This window comes from Rhizobium rhizogenes NBRC 13257 (assembly GCF_000696095.1).
Taxonomy (GTDB): domain Bacteria; phylum Pseudomonadota; class Alphaproteobacteria; order Rhizobiales; family Rhizobiaceae; genus Rhizobium; species Rhizobium rhizogenes.
In genome coordinates this window covers 291,970-308,292 of the sequence record NZ_BAYX01000005.1, presented here as the reverse complement: position 1 = coordinate 308,292, position 16,323 = coordinate 291,970, and the positions used below count along the sequence as shown (strand labels likewise).

Annotated in this window: 15 protein-coding genes; 6 read left to right on the top strand and 9 right to left on the bottom strand. The window is 59.7% G+C overall.

Annotation, left to right across the window (positions count from 1 at the left end):
- Positions 1-32 precede the first annotated feature (32 nt).
- Positions 33-1,178, top strand: coding sequence for a M24 family metallopeptidase (locus tag RRH01S_RS13380; RefSeq protein WP_012650419.1), 1,146 nt, complete (start codon positions 33-35; stop codon positions 1,176-1,178).
- 44 nt (positions 1,179-1,222) lie between these two features.
- Here the strand turns inward: RRH01S_RS13380 and RRH01S_RS13375 are convergent, their stop codons facing one another.
- The 6 genes from RRH01S_RS13375 to RRH01S_RS13350 all read right to left on the bottom strand — a co-directional run bounded on the left by RRH01S_RS13375 (position 1,223) and on the right by RRH01S_RS13350 (position 7,296).
- The gene (locus tag RRH01S_RS13375) at positions 1,223-2,281 is read right to left on the bottom strand and encodes an ABC transporter ATP-binding protein (RefSeq protein WP_037220179.1); all 1,059 of its coding nucleotides are present in this window, start codon (positions 2,279-2,281) and stop codon (positions 1,223-1,225) included.
- 4 nt (positions 2,282-2,285) lie between these two features.
- The gene (locus RRH01S_RS13370; RefSeq protein WP_007698012.1) at positions 2,286-3,116 is read right to left on the bottom strand and encodes a carbohydrate ABC transporter permease; all 831 of its coding nucleotides are present in this window, start codon (positions 3,114-3,116) and stop codon (positions 2,286-2,288) included.
- Positions 3,117-3,119: 3 nt separating this feature from the next.
- Positions 3,120-4,046, bottom strand: coding sequence for a carbohydrate ABC transporter permease (locus RRH01S_RS13365; RefSeq protein ID WP_007698013.1), 927 nt, complete (start codon positions 4,044-4,046; stop codon positions 3,120-3,122).
- An 87-nt stretch (positions 4,047-4,133) separates the two neighbouring features.
- A complete protein-coding gene (locus RRH01S_RS13360; RefSeq protein WP_007698014.1) occupies positions 4,134-5,393 on the bottom strand; it encodes an ABC transporter substrate-binding protein in 1,260 nt (419 codons plus the stop codon).
- 44 nt (positions 5,394-5,437) lie between these two features.
- Positions 5,438-6,604, bottom strand: coding sequence for a PLP-dependent transferase (locus RRH01S_RS13355; protein WP_012650417.1), 1,167 nt, complete (start codon positions 6,602-6,604; stop codon positions 5,438-5,440).
- A complete protein-coding gene (locus tag RRH01S_RS13350; RefSeq protein WP_374188753.1) occupies positions 6,601-7,296 on the bottom strand; it encodes a FadR/GntR family transcriptional regulator in 696 nt (231 codons plus the stop codon). Before RRH01S_RS13350 ends, RRH01S_RS13355 begins: the two co-directional genes overlap by 4 nt.
- Before the next feature lie 178 nt (positions 7,297-7,474).
- On the opposite strand from RRH01S_RS13350, the gene RRH01S_RS35230 reads away from it, so the two are divergent.
- Positions 7,475-7,729, top strand: coding sequence for a hypothetical protein (locus tag RRH01S_RS35230; RefSeq protein WP_034516356.1), 255 nt, complete (start codon positions 7,475-7,477; stop codon positions 7,727-7,729).
- Positions 7,730-8,456: 727 nt separating this feature from the next.
- Entirely contained in the window at positions 8,457-9,377 is a 921-nt protein-coding gene (locus tag RRH01S_RS13335; RefSeq protein ID WP_012650414.1) for an alpha/beta hydrolase, read from the top strand.
- Positions 9,378-9,395: 18 nt separating this feature from the next.
- On the opposite strand, the gene RRH01S_RS13330 is transcribed toward RRH01S_RS13335, so the two are convergent.
- From RRH01S_RS13330 to RRH01S_RS13320, 3 genes are read right to left on the bottom strand one after another with little or no spacing between them, the layout of a single operon-like run.
- Positions 9,396-10,622: an amidohydrolase family protein gene (locus RRH01S_RS13330; protein WP_042472051.1), complete on the bottom strand. Its 1,227-nt coding sequence runs from the start codon at positions 10,620-10,622 to the stop codon at positions 9,396-9,398.
- Positions 10,623-10,677: 55 nt separating this feature from the next.
- Positions 10,678-11,880, bottom strand: coding sequence for an amidohydrolase family protein (locus RRH01S_RS13325; protein WP_012650412.1), 1,203 nt, complete (start codon positions 11,878-11,880; stop codon positions 10,678-10,680).
- 56 nt (positions 11,881-11,936) lie between these two features.
- Entirely contained in the window at positions 11,937-12,650 is a 714-nt protein-coding gene (locus RRH01S_RS13320; protein ID WP_012650411.1) for a GntR family transcriptional regulator, read from the bottom strand.
- A gap of 267 nt (positions 12,651-12,917) precedes the next feature.
- Between RRH01S_RS13320 and RRH01S_RS13315 the strand changes: the two genes are divergently transcribed.
- The 3 genes from RRH01S_RS13315 (at position 12,918) to RRH01S_RS13305 (ending at position 16,323) form a co-directional block, all read left to right on the top strand.
- Positions 12,918-14,006: an ABC transporter ATP-binding protein gene (locus tag RRH01S_RS13315; protein WP_007698043.1), complete on the top strand. Its 1,089-nt coding sequence runs from the start codon at positions 12,918-12,920 to the stop codon at positions 14,004-14,006.
- 30 nt (positions 14,007-14,036) lie between these two features.
- Complete coding sequence (locus RRH01S_RS13310) at positions 14,037-15,335, top strand: ABC transporter substrate-binding protein (protein WP_007698046.1); 1,299 nt, start codon at positions 14,037-14,039, stop codon at positions 15,333-15,335.
- Positions 15,336-15,411: 76 nt separating this feature from the next.
- A complete protein-coding gene (locus tag RRH01S_RS13305; protein WP_012650409.1) occupies positions 15,412-16,323 on the top strand; it encodes an ABC transporter permease in 912 nt (303 codons plus the stop codon).

The following is a 16,323-nucleotide window of genomic DNA, read 5'->3' as shown; positions in this document are numbered from 1 at the left end:
CCGCCTCTCGATCGAATGGATTGGAAAACCGCATGTCCTGGCAGCATCCCGTACCCCGTATAACTCAGGACGAGAGGCAGCTTCGTCTCTCGAAACTCCGCCAGTCCATCGAGGCCGAGGGCTTGTCCGGCGTGCTGCTCGGGCCGACCGAGAGCCTGCGCTATTTCACGGGGCTGGTCTGGCATCTGAGCGAACGGTTTCTCGGCGCGCTCGTTACCCCGACGGAGCTTTACTACATCGTTCCGGGCTTTGAGCGCAGCCGCGTCGAGACGCTCCCGCATCTGCCCGGAGATATCCTGGTCTGGCAGGAGGAGGAAAGCAGCGTCGCCCTGATCGCTCGCCTTGTCGGCGGCTCCGGCAAGCTTGCTCTCGACGATGATCTGCCGCTTTTCTTCTACCACGCGCTGGCGGCAGAAATCGGCGTTGAAAGGCTGACGGATGGTGGGCGGCTGACCCGCGATCTCCGGCGAATCAAATCGCCGGCGGAAATCGCGCTCATTCAATATGCGATGGACCTGACGCTCGATGTCCACAAGCAGGCACATGCGCTTATGAAGCCCGGGATAAAGGCGTCCGAGGTGGTGGATTTCATCGACCGGCGGCATCGCGATGCCGGGGCCGATGGCGGCTCGACCTTCTGCATCGTTTCCTTCGGTGCGGCGACGTCGCTTCCGCATGGGGCGGATGGCGACCAAACCCTTGCCGATGGCGACGTCATTCTGGTGGACACCGGTTGCCGGCTCGACGGCTACCATTCGGATATCACCCGAACCTACACCCTGGAGCGCGGCCACAAGGAATTCGAGCAGGCTTGGGCGATCGAACGCGAGGCACAACAGGCCGTCTTCGACGCGGCCAAGTTAGGAGCTGCATGCTCGAGCCTTGATGACGCGGCTCGCGCGGTGCTTGCCAAGCATTCTCTCGGCCCGGACTATCGCTTGCCGGGATTGCCGCACCGCGCCGGCCATGGGCTCGGCCTCGAAATCCATGAAGAGCCCTATATCGTCCGTGGCAATGTGACACCGCTTGCCGCCGGCATGGTTTTCTCCAACGAGCCGATGATCGTCTTTCCGGAAAAATTCGGTATCCGGCTGGAGGACCACATCTACATGACAGAAGATGGCGCGCGCTGGTTCACCAAGCCGGCGAAAGGGCCGACTGAACCCTTTGCCGATTAAGAAAAGCCGTCATTGCGGGCGCGCTGAGCAAGGTAACCCCTAGCTCAGACCGCCCGTTTGCCGTCTTCGTCGAACACATGCAGATGCTGCGCCGGGAACGATACGTTCACTTGCGGACCCGCGCTCAGCGCCTCGCGATTGAGCGTGAAGACCTTGAATGGCAGGCCATGCAGCGACAGGTGCAGGATGATGCCGAAGCCGGTTGGTTCGATCAGCTCCACATCGGCGCTGAGATCGGTACCATCCGTTGACAGAACCACATGCTCGGGCCGAATTCCAACCGTCGCCTTGGCGCCGGCGGGCAGGTTCAGCGGTGCCGGTAGCGGGACAATGGTTCCGTCCTTCAGCTTCATGCCGCCGGTTTCATAGGTCGCGTCGAGGAAATTCATCCCCGGCGAGCCGATGAAGCCGGCAACGAAGAGGTTGGCGGGGCGGTCGTAAAGTTCGAGCGGACTGCCGACTTGCTGCACCACCCCGCCATGCATGGCGACGATCCGGTCCGCCAGCGTCATTGCCTCGATCTGGTCGTGCGTCACGTAGATCGAGGTTGCTTTCAGGTCGCCATGCAATTTCTTGATTTCAGCGCGCATTTGTTCACGCAGGCGCGCGTCGAGGTTCGACAGGGGCTCGTCGAAGAGGAAGGCCTTCGGCTGGCGAACGATGGCGCGGCCCATGGCAACGCGCTGACGCTGGCCACCCGAAAGCGCTTTCGGGCGACGCTCGAGCAACGGGTCGAGGCCGAGCTTCGATGCGGCGGCTGCGACGATGCTCACAATCTTGTCTTTCGCGACTTTCCGAAGCTTGAGGCTGTAGCTCATATTGCCGGCGACATTCATGTGCGGATAGAGCGCGTAGGACTGGAACACCATGGCGATGTCGCGGTCCTTCGGATGCAGTTCGTTGACGCGCTTGCCTGCGATGCGAACCTCGCCGCCACTGATGTCCTCGAGACCGGCGATCATCCGGAGCAGCGTTGACTTGCCGCAGCCCGACGGCCCGACGAGAACGACGAATTCGCCATCCTTGATCTGGAGATCGATGTCGTGCAGCACCTGCACATGGCCATAGGCTTTTCTGACGTTTTGAATATCGATCGATGCCATTTGACTAACCCTTGACCGCGCCGGCCGTCAGGCCCTGCACGAGATAACGCTGAATAAGCAGGAAGAAGAGGCAGGCCGGAATGAGCGCCATGACGCCCGCCGCCATCATCTGTCCGAAATCCACGGAGAATTTCGAAACGAAGGTGAGAAGCCCGACGGGGAAAGTCGCGGCCTGATTGCCGTTGATGAGCATCAGGGCGAACAGTAGCTCGCTCCAGGCCGCCGTGAAGACGAAACCGAGCGTCGCGGCGATGCCGGGCAGCGTCAGCGGCAGGATGATCTGCCGGAACGCCGTGAACTGTGTCGCGCCGTCGATCATCGCCGCCTCTTCCAGATCCTTCGGAATGCCGTCGAAGAAGGACTGCATCAGGAAGGTGGCGAAGGGCACGTTGAACGCCGTGTAGACGATAACGAGGCCGGTCAGGCTGTTGGTCAGATGCAGCGGCGTCAGGATCTTGAAGATCGGTGCCACCAACATGACCAGCGGGAACATCTGCGTCAGCAGCATCAGCGCCACGATCCAGTATTTGGCGCGGAAATTGAAGCGCGAGAGAGCATAGCCGGAGAGCGATGCGCAAATCGTCACGGCAATCGCAGTCGATCCGGAGACGATCAGGCTGTTCTTGAAGAATGTCGGAAAGTCGCTGTGTTGCAGCACGAAAGCATAGTGCTCCCATGTCGTGCGCGACGGCCACATGCGGACACCTTCCGTATAAAGCAGGTCGTTCGGCGTGAGGGAGACCTTGAACAGCCAGAAGAGCGGGAAGAGCGCAAAGACGACGTAGCAGAGGATCGCCAGGCGATGCGCGATGGTGGGGAGGATGGATCGTCTCATGGCTCAATCCTTGTTCAGCAGGGTCTGCCGCAGCAGGATGATCAGCATGGAATAGGCAAGCAGCAGCACGAGCAGCACCAGCGCGATGGCCGAGGCATAGCCGAAATCCAGTCGTTTGAAGGCCTGGGTGAAGATGTAGCTCGCAACGATCTGAGTACGATCGGCTGGTCCGCCCCCGGTCATGACGACGATCAGATCGGCGAAGTTCGAGACCCAGACTGTGCGTAGCAACACCGTGATGGCGATGGTTGGAGCGAGGAAAGGAAGCGTGATCGAACCGAAACGCTGGAACCAGCCGGCGCCGTCGATGGAAGCTGCCTCATAGAGATCGCGCGGGATCGCCTGGAGGGCAGCCAGCAGCGTGATCGCAAAGAAGGGAATGCCCCACCAGACATTGGCGACGATCGGTCCCCACATCGCATATTGCGGATCGGAGAGGATGTTGCGGGGCTCGCTCATCAAGCCGAGATCGAAGAGCCAATGGGGGATTGGCCCGATCACCGGATTGAACAGCCAGGCCCAGTTGAGGCCGGCCAGGAAGGATGGGACCGCCCAGGGCAGAAACACCAAAGCCTGCACCAGTGCCCGGCCGAAAAACGGCTTATCCAACAGCAGCGCCAGGATCAGCCCGAAGACGAATTGCAGGAGAACCGAGGCGCCGGTCCACCAGAGCGTATTCTTCAGCGCGCCATAAAAGGCGGCATCTTTCGAGAGATCGCGAAAATGCTCCAGGCCGATAAAGCCGCCGGAAAAGGGGTTGAGCAGCTGGATATCGCGAAATGCATAGGAAATGCCGATCGTCAGCGGCACCAGCATGACGGCGATAATGAGGATGAGGGCAGGGGCGCTGTAAAGATAAGGCTCCGCGGCATCGGCAAGACGCTTCAGCCACGGCCTGCGGTCGCGACGCCTGTCGGCGGTCATGGTCATAAATCAGTTCCCATTCGCGGCGTTCGGGCGCCGTCTGTGTCGTGTGCGAAAAAACGGCGGCGGATTGCTCCGCCGCCGGGGATGGTCTTACTTCTTGGCGAGGAACTTCTGCTGCGCCTTGGTCAGGTAGTCGGCCCATTGATCGGCCAGATCCTTCGCGGAGATATCGCCGATCAGTGCCTGCTGCGATGTCTTGATGGCGAGCGAATCCTTGAAGAAGGCGAATTCCTCGAGATAGGTCGGCATGACGGTCGGCACCGTGTTCTTGTCAGCCAGTTCCTCGAACCAGCCCTTGAACTGATCGGTCGCATAGAAGGGATCCTTCTCGGCCGATGTATAGGCCGGCAGGGCGCCGATCTTCTTGTTCCATTCGAGGTTGCCCTCCTTGCCTTCAAGTGTTGCTATCAATTTCCAGGACAAATCTTTGTTCTGACTGGTAGAAAACATCGACCAACCGGCATAACCGATGGTCGGGAAGGACTTGCCGTCCGGTCCCTTCGGGAGTGGCATGACGCCGAAATCGTCCTTGCTCATGCGCTCGGCGATCGCGATCAAGGCATCTGGATCCTGGTCGAGGAAGGCGCAGGTGCCGGAATAGAAGCCGGCGACGACTTCGTTGAAGCCCCAGTTGACGCTATCCTTCGGCGCCAATCCCTTCTTGTAGAGATCGACCATCCATTCGATGCCCTTCGCCCAGCCGGCGCTGTTCATCGTGGAGGTGCCATCGGCGGTGAAATACTTGTTGTCGCCGGCCATGGAGGCGGCGAAGATCATCCAGCCGTTCAGGCCGCCCGGGCCGCCGCGCATGCAGTAGCCGTATTTTCCGGGGAGCTTGGCGACCGCCTCGGATGCCTTGACGAACTCGTCCATCGTCTTTGGTGGTTCGCTGACGCCGGCTTCCTTCAGCAGTTTCTTGTTGTAGAACATGGCGCGAAGATAGAAGCCGTAGGGCAGCATATAGGCCGTGTTCTTCACGTCGCGGCCAAGCTCGAGGGCACGCGGCGTCAGTTCTTTCGTGTTGTCCCACTTGGCGAGGTAAGGCTCGAGGCTTTCGAGCATGCCGTTATTGCCATAGAGCGACAGCCAGGTATCCGGCATTTCCATCACATCCGGCGTATCGCCGGCCGAGACCATGGTCGCGAACTTCTGGAACGCTTCGTTCCAGGGCAGCGAGATGATGTCGACCTTCGTGCCCGGATTGGCCGCCTCGAACTTGCCGACGATCGACTTCAGTGTCTCGGTGCGTTCAGGGCTGGTGATGACTTCGACGAGTTTGAGCGTCGTATCGGCAAAGGCCGTTCCGGCCATCATTGCGGTAAAGAGTGCTGCTGTTATCAGTCTTTTCATGCTCGGTTCCCCCTTTTTAGGTTTTTCTCTGAAGGTTGCAGGTTTTACGAGGCAGCGGCGATCGCTTGCTCGATATCTCTCCACAGCGCCTCGGTTCCCTCGAGACCGACATGGAGACGTACGGACCTCGGGTTGATACCAAAGGTGTGCGCGGAATTCGGTTGTGCCTTTTGCTGAAGCACGACTTCGCCCGGTACGATCAGGCTTTCGTGCCCACCCCAGCTCACGCCCAGTTTGAAGAGCTTGAGATTGTCGGCAAAGGCCCTGACATCGACGCCTTCGCGGAAGATGAAGGAGAAGAGGCCGGAGGTGCCGTTGAGGCCGGCGGGGAGGCGGTTGGCAAGGCCCGGATGGCAGACCTGCTCGACGGCATCGAGCTCCTGCAATCGTCGGGCGATCGTGATGGCGGCGGCTTCATGGGCCTGCATGCGGATCGGCAAGGTGCGCAGGCCGCGGATCAACAGCCAGGCATCGAAAGGCGACAGCTTGCCGCCGAGATAGGGATAGGCTTCGGCCTTGAGCCGCGCGATCATCTCCTTGGAGCCGGCAACTACGCCAGCGACGACATCGCTATGGCCGCCCAGATATTTGGAAGCGGAGTGGATGACGAGATCGACGCCGAGCGTCAGCGGCCGCTGGAAATAGGGTGTGGCCCAGCTGTTGTCGATCATCGAGACGACGCCGTGCCGCTTGGCGAGCGCTGCGAGCGCGCCGACGTCATGGGCTTCCATCACCCAGCTTGTCGGGCTTTCCATATAAAAGACCTTGGCGCCCGGAAGCGCCTTGGCGACGGCTTCGTCGTCGCGACCGTCCACATAGGTCACCTCTACCTTCATCCGCTTGAGGATGGTGCCGAAGAGGCGGAAGGCGTCGGGGTAGATATGCTTGACCGCGACAATCCGGTCGCCCGGTTCGACGAAGCTCAATACGGCCGAAGAAATCGCGGCCATTCCGCTCGCAAAGCCGAGCGCATCCTCGCCGCCTTCAAGTTTCGCCAGCATTTCCTCGAACATACGCACGGTCGGATTGAGGCCGCGCGTATAGATCGGCCGTACCTTCTCGCCACGATAGCAGGAGATCATCTCGTCGTAGCTGGAAAAGGTGAAAAGCGATGTCTGGAAGATCGGCGGCACCACAGCCTCGGCAAAATTGCCGTCGTCATGAGCGGTAATCAGAGAAGCGAGTTCGAACGGCTCTAGCCCGTCAGTCATTTGGACATTTCCTTGATGTCTTCCTCGACGACGTCGAGAATTTTCAGTGTTTCGGCGCGTGCCGCCTCGGGATCCTGGGCGACGATCGCGTTGAACAGCGTGCGGTGAAAGGGGAAGGACCGGCGGGCAAAATCCTGCCGGTCGAAGGGATGCGTCCAGAAGCGCTCGAAGGTTCCGCGCATCTGTTCGAGAAGCTGCTTGAACAACGGATTGTGGCTGGCGTCATAGACGGCAAGATGAAACGCAAGATCTTCCGGGCCGGAAGTGCCCTTGGCGATATGGACGCGCTCCATCTCGTTGAGTTTCTCCTCAATGATAGCGATATCCGCGGTTGAGCGCTTCCTGGCGGCGACCATTCCGGCCTCGCATTCAATGCCGCGACGAACCTCAAGGGTCTGCAGCAGGACATCACGCAGATGCGTGGTGTCAAGCGACAGGGGCATATGGATCGTTGCCTTGGAAACAGGCTTCAGCAGATAGGTGCCGCTGCCTTTGCGGGTTTCCATCACGCCCAAAGCCTGGAAATGCGTAAGTACCTCACGGATCGTCGAGCGACCCACCGAGAGAGCGGCCATCAATTCACGCTCGGTCGGCAACCGTTGGCCCGCCTGAAGCTCCGACGACTCGATGAAGTCGGACAGCGCGTCGATCACTTGCTGCGTCCGATCGATCGAGGGGAGTGGTGTGAGCATCGCCTTGGTCATCATGACGGCTAAATTGGTCTGACATCTGCTATCAGGTCAATCTCTTTTCCTGTCCATCACCCTCTTTTTTAGGGGTGTTTCGATCAAAGCGATGACGTCAGCTCTCTTCAAGAGCGGGAAAAGCACTGATAGAAGGAGGCTGACTTGAGTCCCGGATTGGAAAAGAATGGCTGCGCGAGATCGATATTCACGAAAGCTGGAATGCTCGAAGTGCGGCCATGCTGGCTTCGCGGAAGTTTCCGAAAGCGATGATCGCTCTGGATCCAGCCGGGATTTTAGGATCGACGAGATGCCGCGCGGCTTTTCCACGGAACGGCCATCGGCCGATCCGCGCAAGCACATGATTCGTTGCGGCTGCGGAACGGTATTCCGCTTCGAGCAGAATACCGTCTATGCGCCCGGCGGCGAACCCCGGCGATAAAGCAGGGAACGAGCCGCGTTTCGGCTAGCGCAATTTTCATAAAAGAAAAAAGGCCCCGCGGAAGCGAGGCCAAGCTTATGCCGCTCCGGGGAAATCGGAAGCAGCGCGGCGTGATGTAGCGCTGCTGTTCCGTGGCGACTAGGTCATATTACGTCATATCGGTACGGCTGACAGAAAAAGGACGCCAGGGAGGCGGTTTTTTCGAAATCGACACTTTTTTTCGCAGACGCAGTCATCTCTAACAGGCGAAGAGAGCTGATCGCCTCGCCTTTTCCGGCAAGGTTTGAGTGTGACAACAAACATGATATCTCTCTTATAAAGTGCATCCATGTTCAGCTAGCGTTCATTTAGCGGAAGGCAAATAGGTAATGGCCGCAACGCCTTGCGGCTGGTTGAGGCTCGACTACTGATAACGCTCACGAGGCCGGTGGTCGGGCCTCTCACGTTCCAAAAGAACATGGATACTCGCATGCGGCTCTTTTACGCTTTGATGGACTGGATATTGAGGCGGCGCCGGGAGCGGACGGATCGTGAGGCGATTCAGTATTCCGCCGATGACCCCTGGGTCATCCAGCAGATCGAGAAATTTGAGCGGGAACTGAAAAAATAAAGCGCCGTCTGCCGATCACTTATGGTGTCGAAAAGCCGATTCGCTTCCGGGGCTGAGGACAGGCTATCATGACGCCTGGGCCACTCTGATGGCGAAAAACCTTACCGAGGACGCGCAATGCTGACACGCCGATCGATGCTGGCAGGAATGAGTGCCGCAGCATTCTCCCGCAAGGTGCAGGCCGCCCCCGTTGCCGCTACGCTTCCGCTTTGGCCGGCAAAGCCACCTGGCAGTGGCGGCCCATCCGATCCGATGACCATTAATGCCTGGGGTGCGATCACCAACATCGCGATACCGTCGATTACCGTCTATACGCCGGCACATCCCAACGGTGATGCCATGCTCGTTGCGGCGGGTGGCGGTTACAAGCGGATTGAAGAGGGCCAGGAAGCGCTTCCGGCGGCCTCATGGCTGAACGATCGCGGTATAACGGCTTTCGTTTTGCGGTATCGGCTTCCGGGGGAAGGGTGGACCAACGGTCCACTCGCCCCGCTGCAGGATGCCCAGCGCGCCATCCGCCTCATTCGAGCCAATGTGAAGAGCTTTCGCATCGATCCGAAACGGCTGGGTGTGCTCGGCTTCTCGGCGGGAGGTCACCTGCTCGGTCTTGCTTCGGCGCGTTCGGCCTTTGCCTCCTATCCTGCCATGGACACGATCGATGCGCTTTCGGCGCGTCCGGATTTCGCGGCGTTGATCTATCCGGTGATCACGCTGCGGCCGCCTTATGATCACACGTCGACCCGGCGCATCTTTGTCGGCGATCACCCCAGCCCCGAGATGAGCGCCATGTGGTCGGTCGACACATATGTCGGCAGCGATTGCCCGCCTATGTTTCTCGTTCAGGCTGAGAATGATCCGATTTCCAATCCGGCCAACACGCTGATCATGCAGGCCGCCTGCGAACGGGCCGGTGTTCCTGTCGAACTGGATCGTCTCGCGAGCGGCGGGCATGGGTTCGCCATGGGTAAGAAAGGCATGCCTTCCGGTGAATGGCCCGACCTCTTTGCGACCTGGCTGCACAAGACTGTCCGAACCTAGCGGGCGAACGGCTACTCCTCAGTCCGCTGGACGAAGCAGCTGTGCCCTTGGGCGGCTGAACGTTTGTCGGCCGCTCTTCCATCCGGCGATCGGAAGGCGGATTTCGCGGATGGCGGAAAGCGGATCGGCGGCGTCGAGTATGACGATGTCGGCCGGCGCTCCCGTTTGGAGAGCATAGTCGCGCCGCATGAGGCGGGCGGCATTGGTGGTCACCATGTCGAATGCAGTGGCGATGTCTTCATCGCGGGAAAGCTGCGCCGCATTGGCAAAGAGATTGGCGATCCGGCCAAGCGAGGCATCGCCATAAGGCGTAAACGGATTGAGCACGTTATTGGTCGCGGCCGTAACCGTGACGCCATGTGTGGCGAGGAGCAGAGCAGGGGCTATGCCGCGCGGCACGAGATGATCCCGATCGCGACCGAGCAGGAACATGTCAGTCGCCGGCAGCACAGTAACGGCAATACCGGCGTCGGCCAGCCGCACGGCGACCTCGACGACTTCCTGCTTCGGCATGGCGGAAAGCTTGGTGGCGTGGCCGATAGAAACATGCCTGCCATAGCCGCGCCGCTGCGTCTCGGCGATGACGGCCGGAATGGCCGAGTTCGCCGGATTGAGATCGAAATCGAGATGGAAATCGACGTCGACGCCATGGCGCTCGGCGAGATCGAAAATCCAGCGGATGTGCGCCTGAGGCTCGGGATCGGTATAGGGGCAGCCACCGATCAGGTCGGCGCCGTCACCAAGCGCTTTGTCCAGCATCGAGGCTGTCTCAGGTTCGTTGGTCAAACCCTCCTGCGCGAAGACACAGATTTGGATATCGAGAGCCCAGCGATAATCATGCCTGATTTGCCGCATCGCCTCGAACGATCGGAAGCCGGCACGCGGATCGACCTCCACGAACGTCCGCATCGCCGTCGTGCCGTTGACAATGGCGCTCTCCACCACGCGCGCGGCTCGGGCATAGACATCTTCAACCGTGAAGGCCGACTTCGCCTTCGCCGTTTCGCGCACGGCCTCTTCCAGCGTGCCTTCGCAGATCAGGCAGCGGTCGAGAATACATGCCTTGTCGAGATGGATATGGCTGTCGATGAAGCCGCCGAATGCAAAGCAGCCGCACATATCCTGACGCGGCGCATCGGAAACCAGACCGGTTTCGAGCGCGGCGACCCTGCCATCCTTGATGCCGATATCGTGCGGCTGATCGCGGCCGGCGATACGCACGTTCGAAATGACCAGATCAAGCATTATGACGCCTTTTCAATAGACCATAAGAAAATCCGAATGCAATATCTGATGTAAATCACGCCCGAATGACGGCACCGTTCCTGGCGACGAGCCGGCCGGCCTTATAGACCGAACGCTCCCTAGGAATTGCGACGACCGCTTCGGGTACATGCTCCGCCTTCAGCGTCACAAAATCCGCCTTCGCGCCGATCTTCAATCCATAGCCGTCGAGACGCAACGCCTTCGCGCCGCTATCGGTGACGACATCGAAGGCGGCCTTCAATTCGTCGTCGGTATAGAAGCCCGAGCGATAGCCGATCATCATCGCACGACCCAACATATCGCCATCGCCATAGGGCCACCAGGAATCGCGGATATTATCGCTGCCGCTGAAGACTGTGACGCCCGCCGTGCGAAGCAAGGCGACCGGCGGGAAAGCATGGTTGCCAGGCGCGTTGGTCATGATGGAAACGCCGCTGGCTGCGATCGTTTCGGCGGCACGCTTGACGGCTTCTACCGGGAGATCGCCGAGCCCGTAGGCGTGACTGATGGCGACATGTCCCTGCATGGAAAGGGCGCGCGTGCGAGAACATATCTGCTCGATGGTGAAAAGGCCGAGCGTGCCGCCGTCGTGAAGGTGGATATCAACATCGACGCCATGCTTTTCGGCGACGCCGAAGACGACGTTTAGATGTCCCTCGACATCACGGTCGAAGCTGGCCGGGTCCAGGCCGCCGACGAGATCGGCGCCCATGGAAATGGCTTCGTCCATCAGTTGCGGAGTGCCCGAGCTCTTCAGGATGCCGCTCTGGGGGAAGGCGACGAGCTGGATATCGATATAGTCGCGATAGTCCTCGCGGACGGCGAGAACGGTTCCCAGCGATTTCAGCCCGACCGATCCGTCGACCATGACATGGCTGCGCATCTGCGTGCTGCCATTGGCGATGCAGAGATCCAGCTGATTGCGGGCACGCTCATCCATGGGGGCGGCCTGCGCCATATTCTGCGCCTGGAATGCGACGCGTTCATGCACATCAAAGCCGTTGGTGCAGGGCTTGTGCGGTATCCAGGCATCGCCGAAAAAGCTGGTGTCGAGGTGGATGTGACCTTCGACGAAGCCGGGTACCACGAGTGCGCCGCCGAGATCGACGCTCTCGGCAAGCGGGGCTTCAGCACTTGAGGGGTCGATCGAAATGATGCGTCCGCCTGACACGCCGATATCCTTGAGAGAGCCATCAGCGAGCTTTGCGCGGGTGAAAAGGGTTTCGATCGGGCTCAAATCTATCTCCGTTGGATGTAATGAGGAGGAAGCCCCGAGACAGCCGTTGCGCCGGTCTATTGCTCGAAGGCTTCTCTCAGGCCGACGCTCTTGCGCTCGCGCAGATCGAGATCGGCTTCGATATGGGAAATATGGTGAAGCATGAGATGGCACGCCGTCTCGATATCCTTGCGCTCGATGGCGGCGATGACATCGCCATGTTCCGCATGACCGCAGCTCGACACGCTAGACTGGCCATAAAGCGCGATCACCAGGGATGAGCGGGCGACCAATTCTTCCATGAAACGCTGCATAATCAGATTGCCGGAGATAGAGGCGAGCATGAGATGGAAATCGCCAGAGGCCTTGATTTCGGCGCGGCGCGCGGACTGACCGCGCTCCGCCATCAGCCGGCCCTCTTCGAGCAGAAGCTGCTTTAGGTGCTGGATCTGCGGGGGCGTAATCCTCGCCGCCGCTTCCTTGAGAATGCCCGGCTCCACCAGACGGCGAGCAGCGAAGATCTGCCGGGCTTCCTCGGGCGAGGGATAGGCAACGAATGCGCCACGATTCTTCTCGACGCTGACAAGCCCCTCGTAGGATAGGGCCTGCAGAGCGGCGCGCGCCAGCGTGCGGCTAACATTGAACAGATTGCCGACGTCGCTCTCGGAGAGTTTCGTGCCTGGGGAAAGCCTGCGCTCGACGATCGCCTCGCGAATGGCATCGCGGATCTGCTGGGCGCCGGTTTCTGTGGAATCGCTGGTCGTCTGGAGCGCGTCGGCTGTGGAGTTCATAAGAGCGGATACCTGATAATCGACGGAATGATATCCGCGTTCGCCGCAAAAGTTAAACGGAATTTGTAACAAAAGGAAAGCATAATCGTATACGATCTAGTGCACATATTGCAGACGAAAGCCTATTTCATGTGCAAACATATGTTTGTCTTATATAAGGAACCTCGTTCGCGCTGCGCTGAAACTCCATGATTCACAATAGCTTAGTGCAGCGCAACAGACTTGGCACGCCAGATGCATCGTCCTTCCCAAACAGAAGGAGATACGATGTCGAAAGCGGCAGAGATCGATATAGCGTCCGTTTCGAAGGTCTATGGCACGACGACCGCCGTCCACGCCATCAGCCTGAAGATACCGGCTGGCTCCTATTGCTGCTTTCTCGGCCCCTCCGGCTGCGGCAAGACCTCCACGCTTCGCATGATCGCGGGTCATGAAAGCATTTCGTCGGGCGATATCCGGCTCGGAAATGTCGTCGTCACCGATTTTCCACCGGCCAAGCGCGGCACGGCAATGATGTTCCAGTCCTATGCGCTCTTTCCGCATCTCGACCTCATCGACAACGTCGCCTTCAGCCTGAAGATGAAGGGCGTGGATAAGGACGAGCGTCGGGCAAAGGCGCTCGAGATGCTGAAGCTGATGCAGATGGAGGCTTACGCTACGCGACGACCGGCGCAGCTTTCTGGCGGGCAGCAGCAGCGCGTGGCGCTCGCCCGCGCGCTGATCACCGATCCCGAGGCGTTGTTGCTCGACGAGCCGCTGTCGGCGCTCGATCCATTCCTGAAAATCCGCATGCGCGCCGAGTTGAAGAAGCTGCAAAAGACGCTCGGCATCACTTTCGTGCACGTCACGCACAGTCAGGAAGAAGCGATGGCCCTCGCCGATATCATGGTGATCATGAACGACGGCAAGATCGAGCAGGCGGCGTCACCACGCGAAGTCTTCGAGCGTCCGGCAACCGCCTTCGTCGCCCGCTTCATGGGCGATCATAACGTGCTCTCGGGCCGGGTGACGTCCAGCGAGGACGGTGTACTGACATTGACCGCGCCGGAGGGCCAGAGCTTTTCCGTGCGCGGCACCGGCAGGGACGTGGGCGAGCTTATCGATATCGGCATTCGCACCGATCGCGTCCGGCTGGCGTCTGGCTCCGACAAGGGCGTCGGCTTGAACGGTGTCGTTTCCAATATCGAATATCGCGGCGCCTCGGTGAAGATCACCGTCATTGGTGCGGGCAGCGACGACTTTACCGTCATCGCAAGCGACGGCGATTATTTCTCCAAACCCGTATCGGTCGGCGATGCGGTGTCTTTGAGTTGGGCCTTGGAGGACGCGGTCCTCCTCGGTCGTGTTTCCGCATGAATTCCAAGCATCACAAAAAGGGGAACTGACATGACGACTGAGAAGAAGACAACCAAGGCAGCAAAGGGCATCTCCCGCCGCTCGCTGCTGAAGACCGGCGCAGCAGCAGCCGGCGCCATCGCCGGCTCCGGCCTGATCACCGGCTTTCCGACCGTTTGGGCGCAGACGAAGATCACGCTCCGCCAGTTCGGCACCGGCGTTTCGAACATCAATGCCATCGCCGAGAAGTGCAAGGCCGATCTCGGCATCACGCTGGAGATGACGGCGACCGATTCCGACGCCGCCGCCCAGCGCGCCGTCACCCAGCCGAACAGCTACGACATCGCCGACATCGAATACTGGATCGCCAAGAAGGTGTTCCCGGCCGGCGTGCTGCAGCCGATGGACGTCAAGAAGCTGAAATATTACGACAAGATCGTGCCGCTGTTCATCAACGGCAAGCTGAAGTCCGACAGCGTCATTGCCCAGGGAACGGCGCCGCATACGGTCGGCTTCGTCGAAGCGCAGGGTTCGAAGAAATTCGCCAAGGAGCCGACGCAGTGGATGACGATGGTTCCGACCATCTACAATGCCGACACGCTCGGCATTCGTCCCGATCTTACCGGTCGCCCGATCACCAGCTGGGCCGACATTCTCGATCCGGCCTTCAAGGGCAAGACTGCGATCCTCAACATCCCGTCGATCGGCATCATGGATGCCGCGATGATCATGGAAGCCGCAGGCAAGATCAAATATGCCAACAAGGGCAACATGACGAAGGCGGAAATCGACAAGACGATCGACTTCCTGATCAAGACCAAGGGCGAGGGCCAGTTCCGCGCCTTCTGGAAGTCCTTCGACGAAAGCGTCAACCTGATGGCGTCGGGCGAAGTCGTCATCCAGTCGATGTGGTCGCCGGCCGTTGCCGCCGTCCGCTCGAAGGGCATCGCCTGCACCTTCCAGCCGCTCAAGGAAGGCTATCGCGCCTGGGGCGGTGGTCTCGGGCTCGCCGCGCACCTCAAGGGCGCAGAACTCGACGCCGCCTATGAATATATCAACTGGTACACCTCCGGCTGGGTCGGCGGCTATCTCAACCGCCAGGGCTACTATTCCGCCTGCATGGAAACCGCCAAGGGCTTCATGTCGGCCGACGAATGGGGCTACTGGATCGAAGGCAAGCCGGCGCAGGGCGATATCCTGTCTCCGGAAGGCAAGGTCATGGAGAAGGCCGGCGCCGTTCGCGACGGTGGCTCCTTCGAAGCCCGTATGGGTGCGGTCGCTTGCTGGAACTCGGTGATGGACGAAGACCGCTACATGGTCCGTCGCTGGAACGAGTTCATCGCTGCCTAATCGGTATCGCCTCTGCCCATCAAATCCTCTCCCCGCGCAGGCGGGGGGAGGAAGCCGCTAACGGAGAAACCGGACCATGGCGACGATCGCTTCATCAGAAACGGACCAGGCAACAGCAAAACCAAGGCGCAGCTTTCGCGTGCCCCTGGGGCTCGTTTCCTATCTCCAGGCGGCGCCGCTGTTTCTGATCCTCGGCTTCTTTTTCCTTCTGCCGATCGCGATGATCGGTGTCGTCAGCTTCTGGGACTATGATTTCGCCAGCCTCTATCCCGCCTTCCTGACCACGAACTATACCGACACGCTGGGTTCATGGGTTACCTGGAAAACCTATCTCAACACATTGAAATTCACTGTCATTGTTTGGTCTCTGACCCTGTTCATCGGCTTCTGGGTCGCCTATTTCCTCGCCTTCCATATTCGCCGCACGTCGACGCAGATGATTCTCTTTCTCGTCTGCACCGTGCCGTTCATGACATCGAACATCATCCGCATGATCTCCTGGATCCCGGTGCTCGGACGCAACGGTCTCGTCAATTCGACGCTGATTGAGATAGGGCTCATTCCAAAACCGATCGAATGGCTGCTCTACTCCGATTTCGCCGTCGTTCTGGCGATGGTGCATCTCTATACGCTGTTCATGGTGACGCCGATCTTCAATACGCTGATGCGTATCGACCGCTCACTGTTCGAAGCGGCGCGCGATGCCGGCGCCAACGGCTGGCAGGTTCTGTGGAATGTAGTGATCCCGCTTGCCAAGCCCGGCATGGCGATTGGCTCGATCTTTGTCGTTACCCTGGTCATGGCGGATTTCTCCACCGTGCAGGTCATGTCCGGCGGCCAGAGCGCCTCCATCGCGCTGATGATGAAAAACCAGATGTCGCTGCTGCAATATCCGGCAGCGGCCGCCAATGCCGTCGTGCTCCTGATCGTCGTCCTTATGATGGTCGCGGCCATCCTGCGCGTCGTCGATATCCGTAAGGAGCTTTGA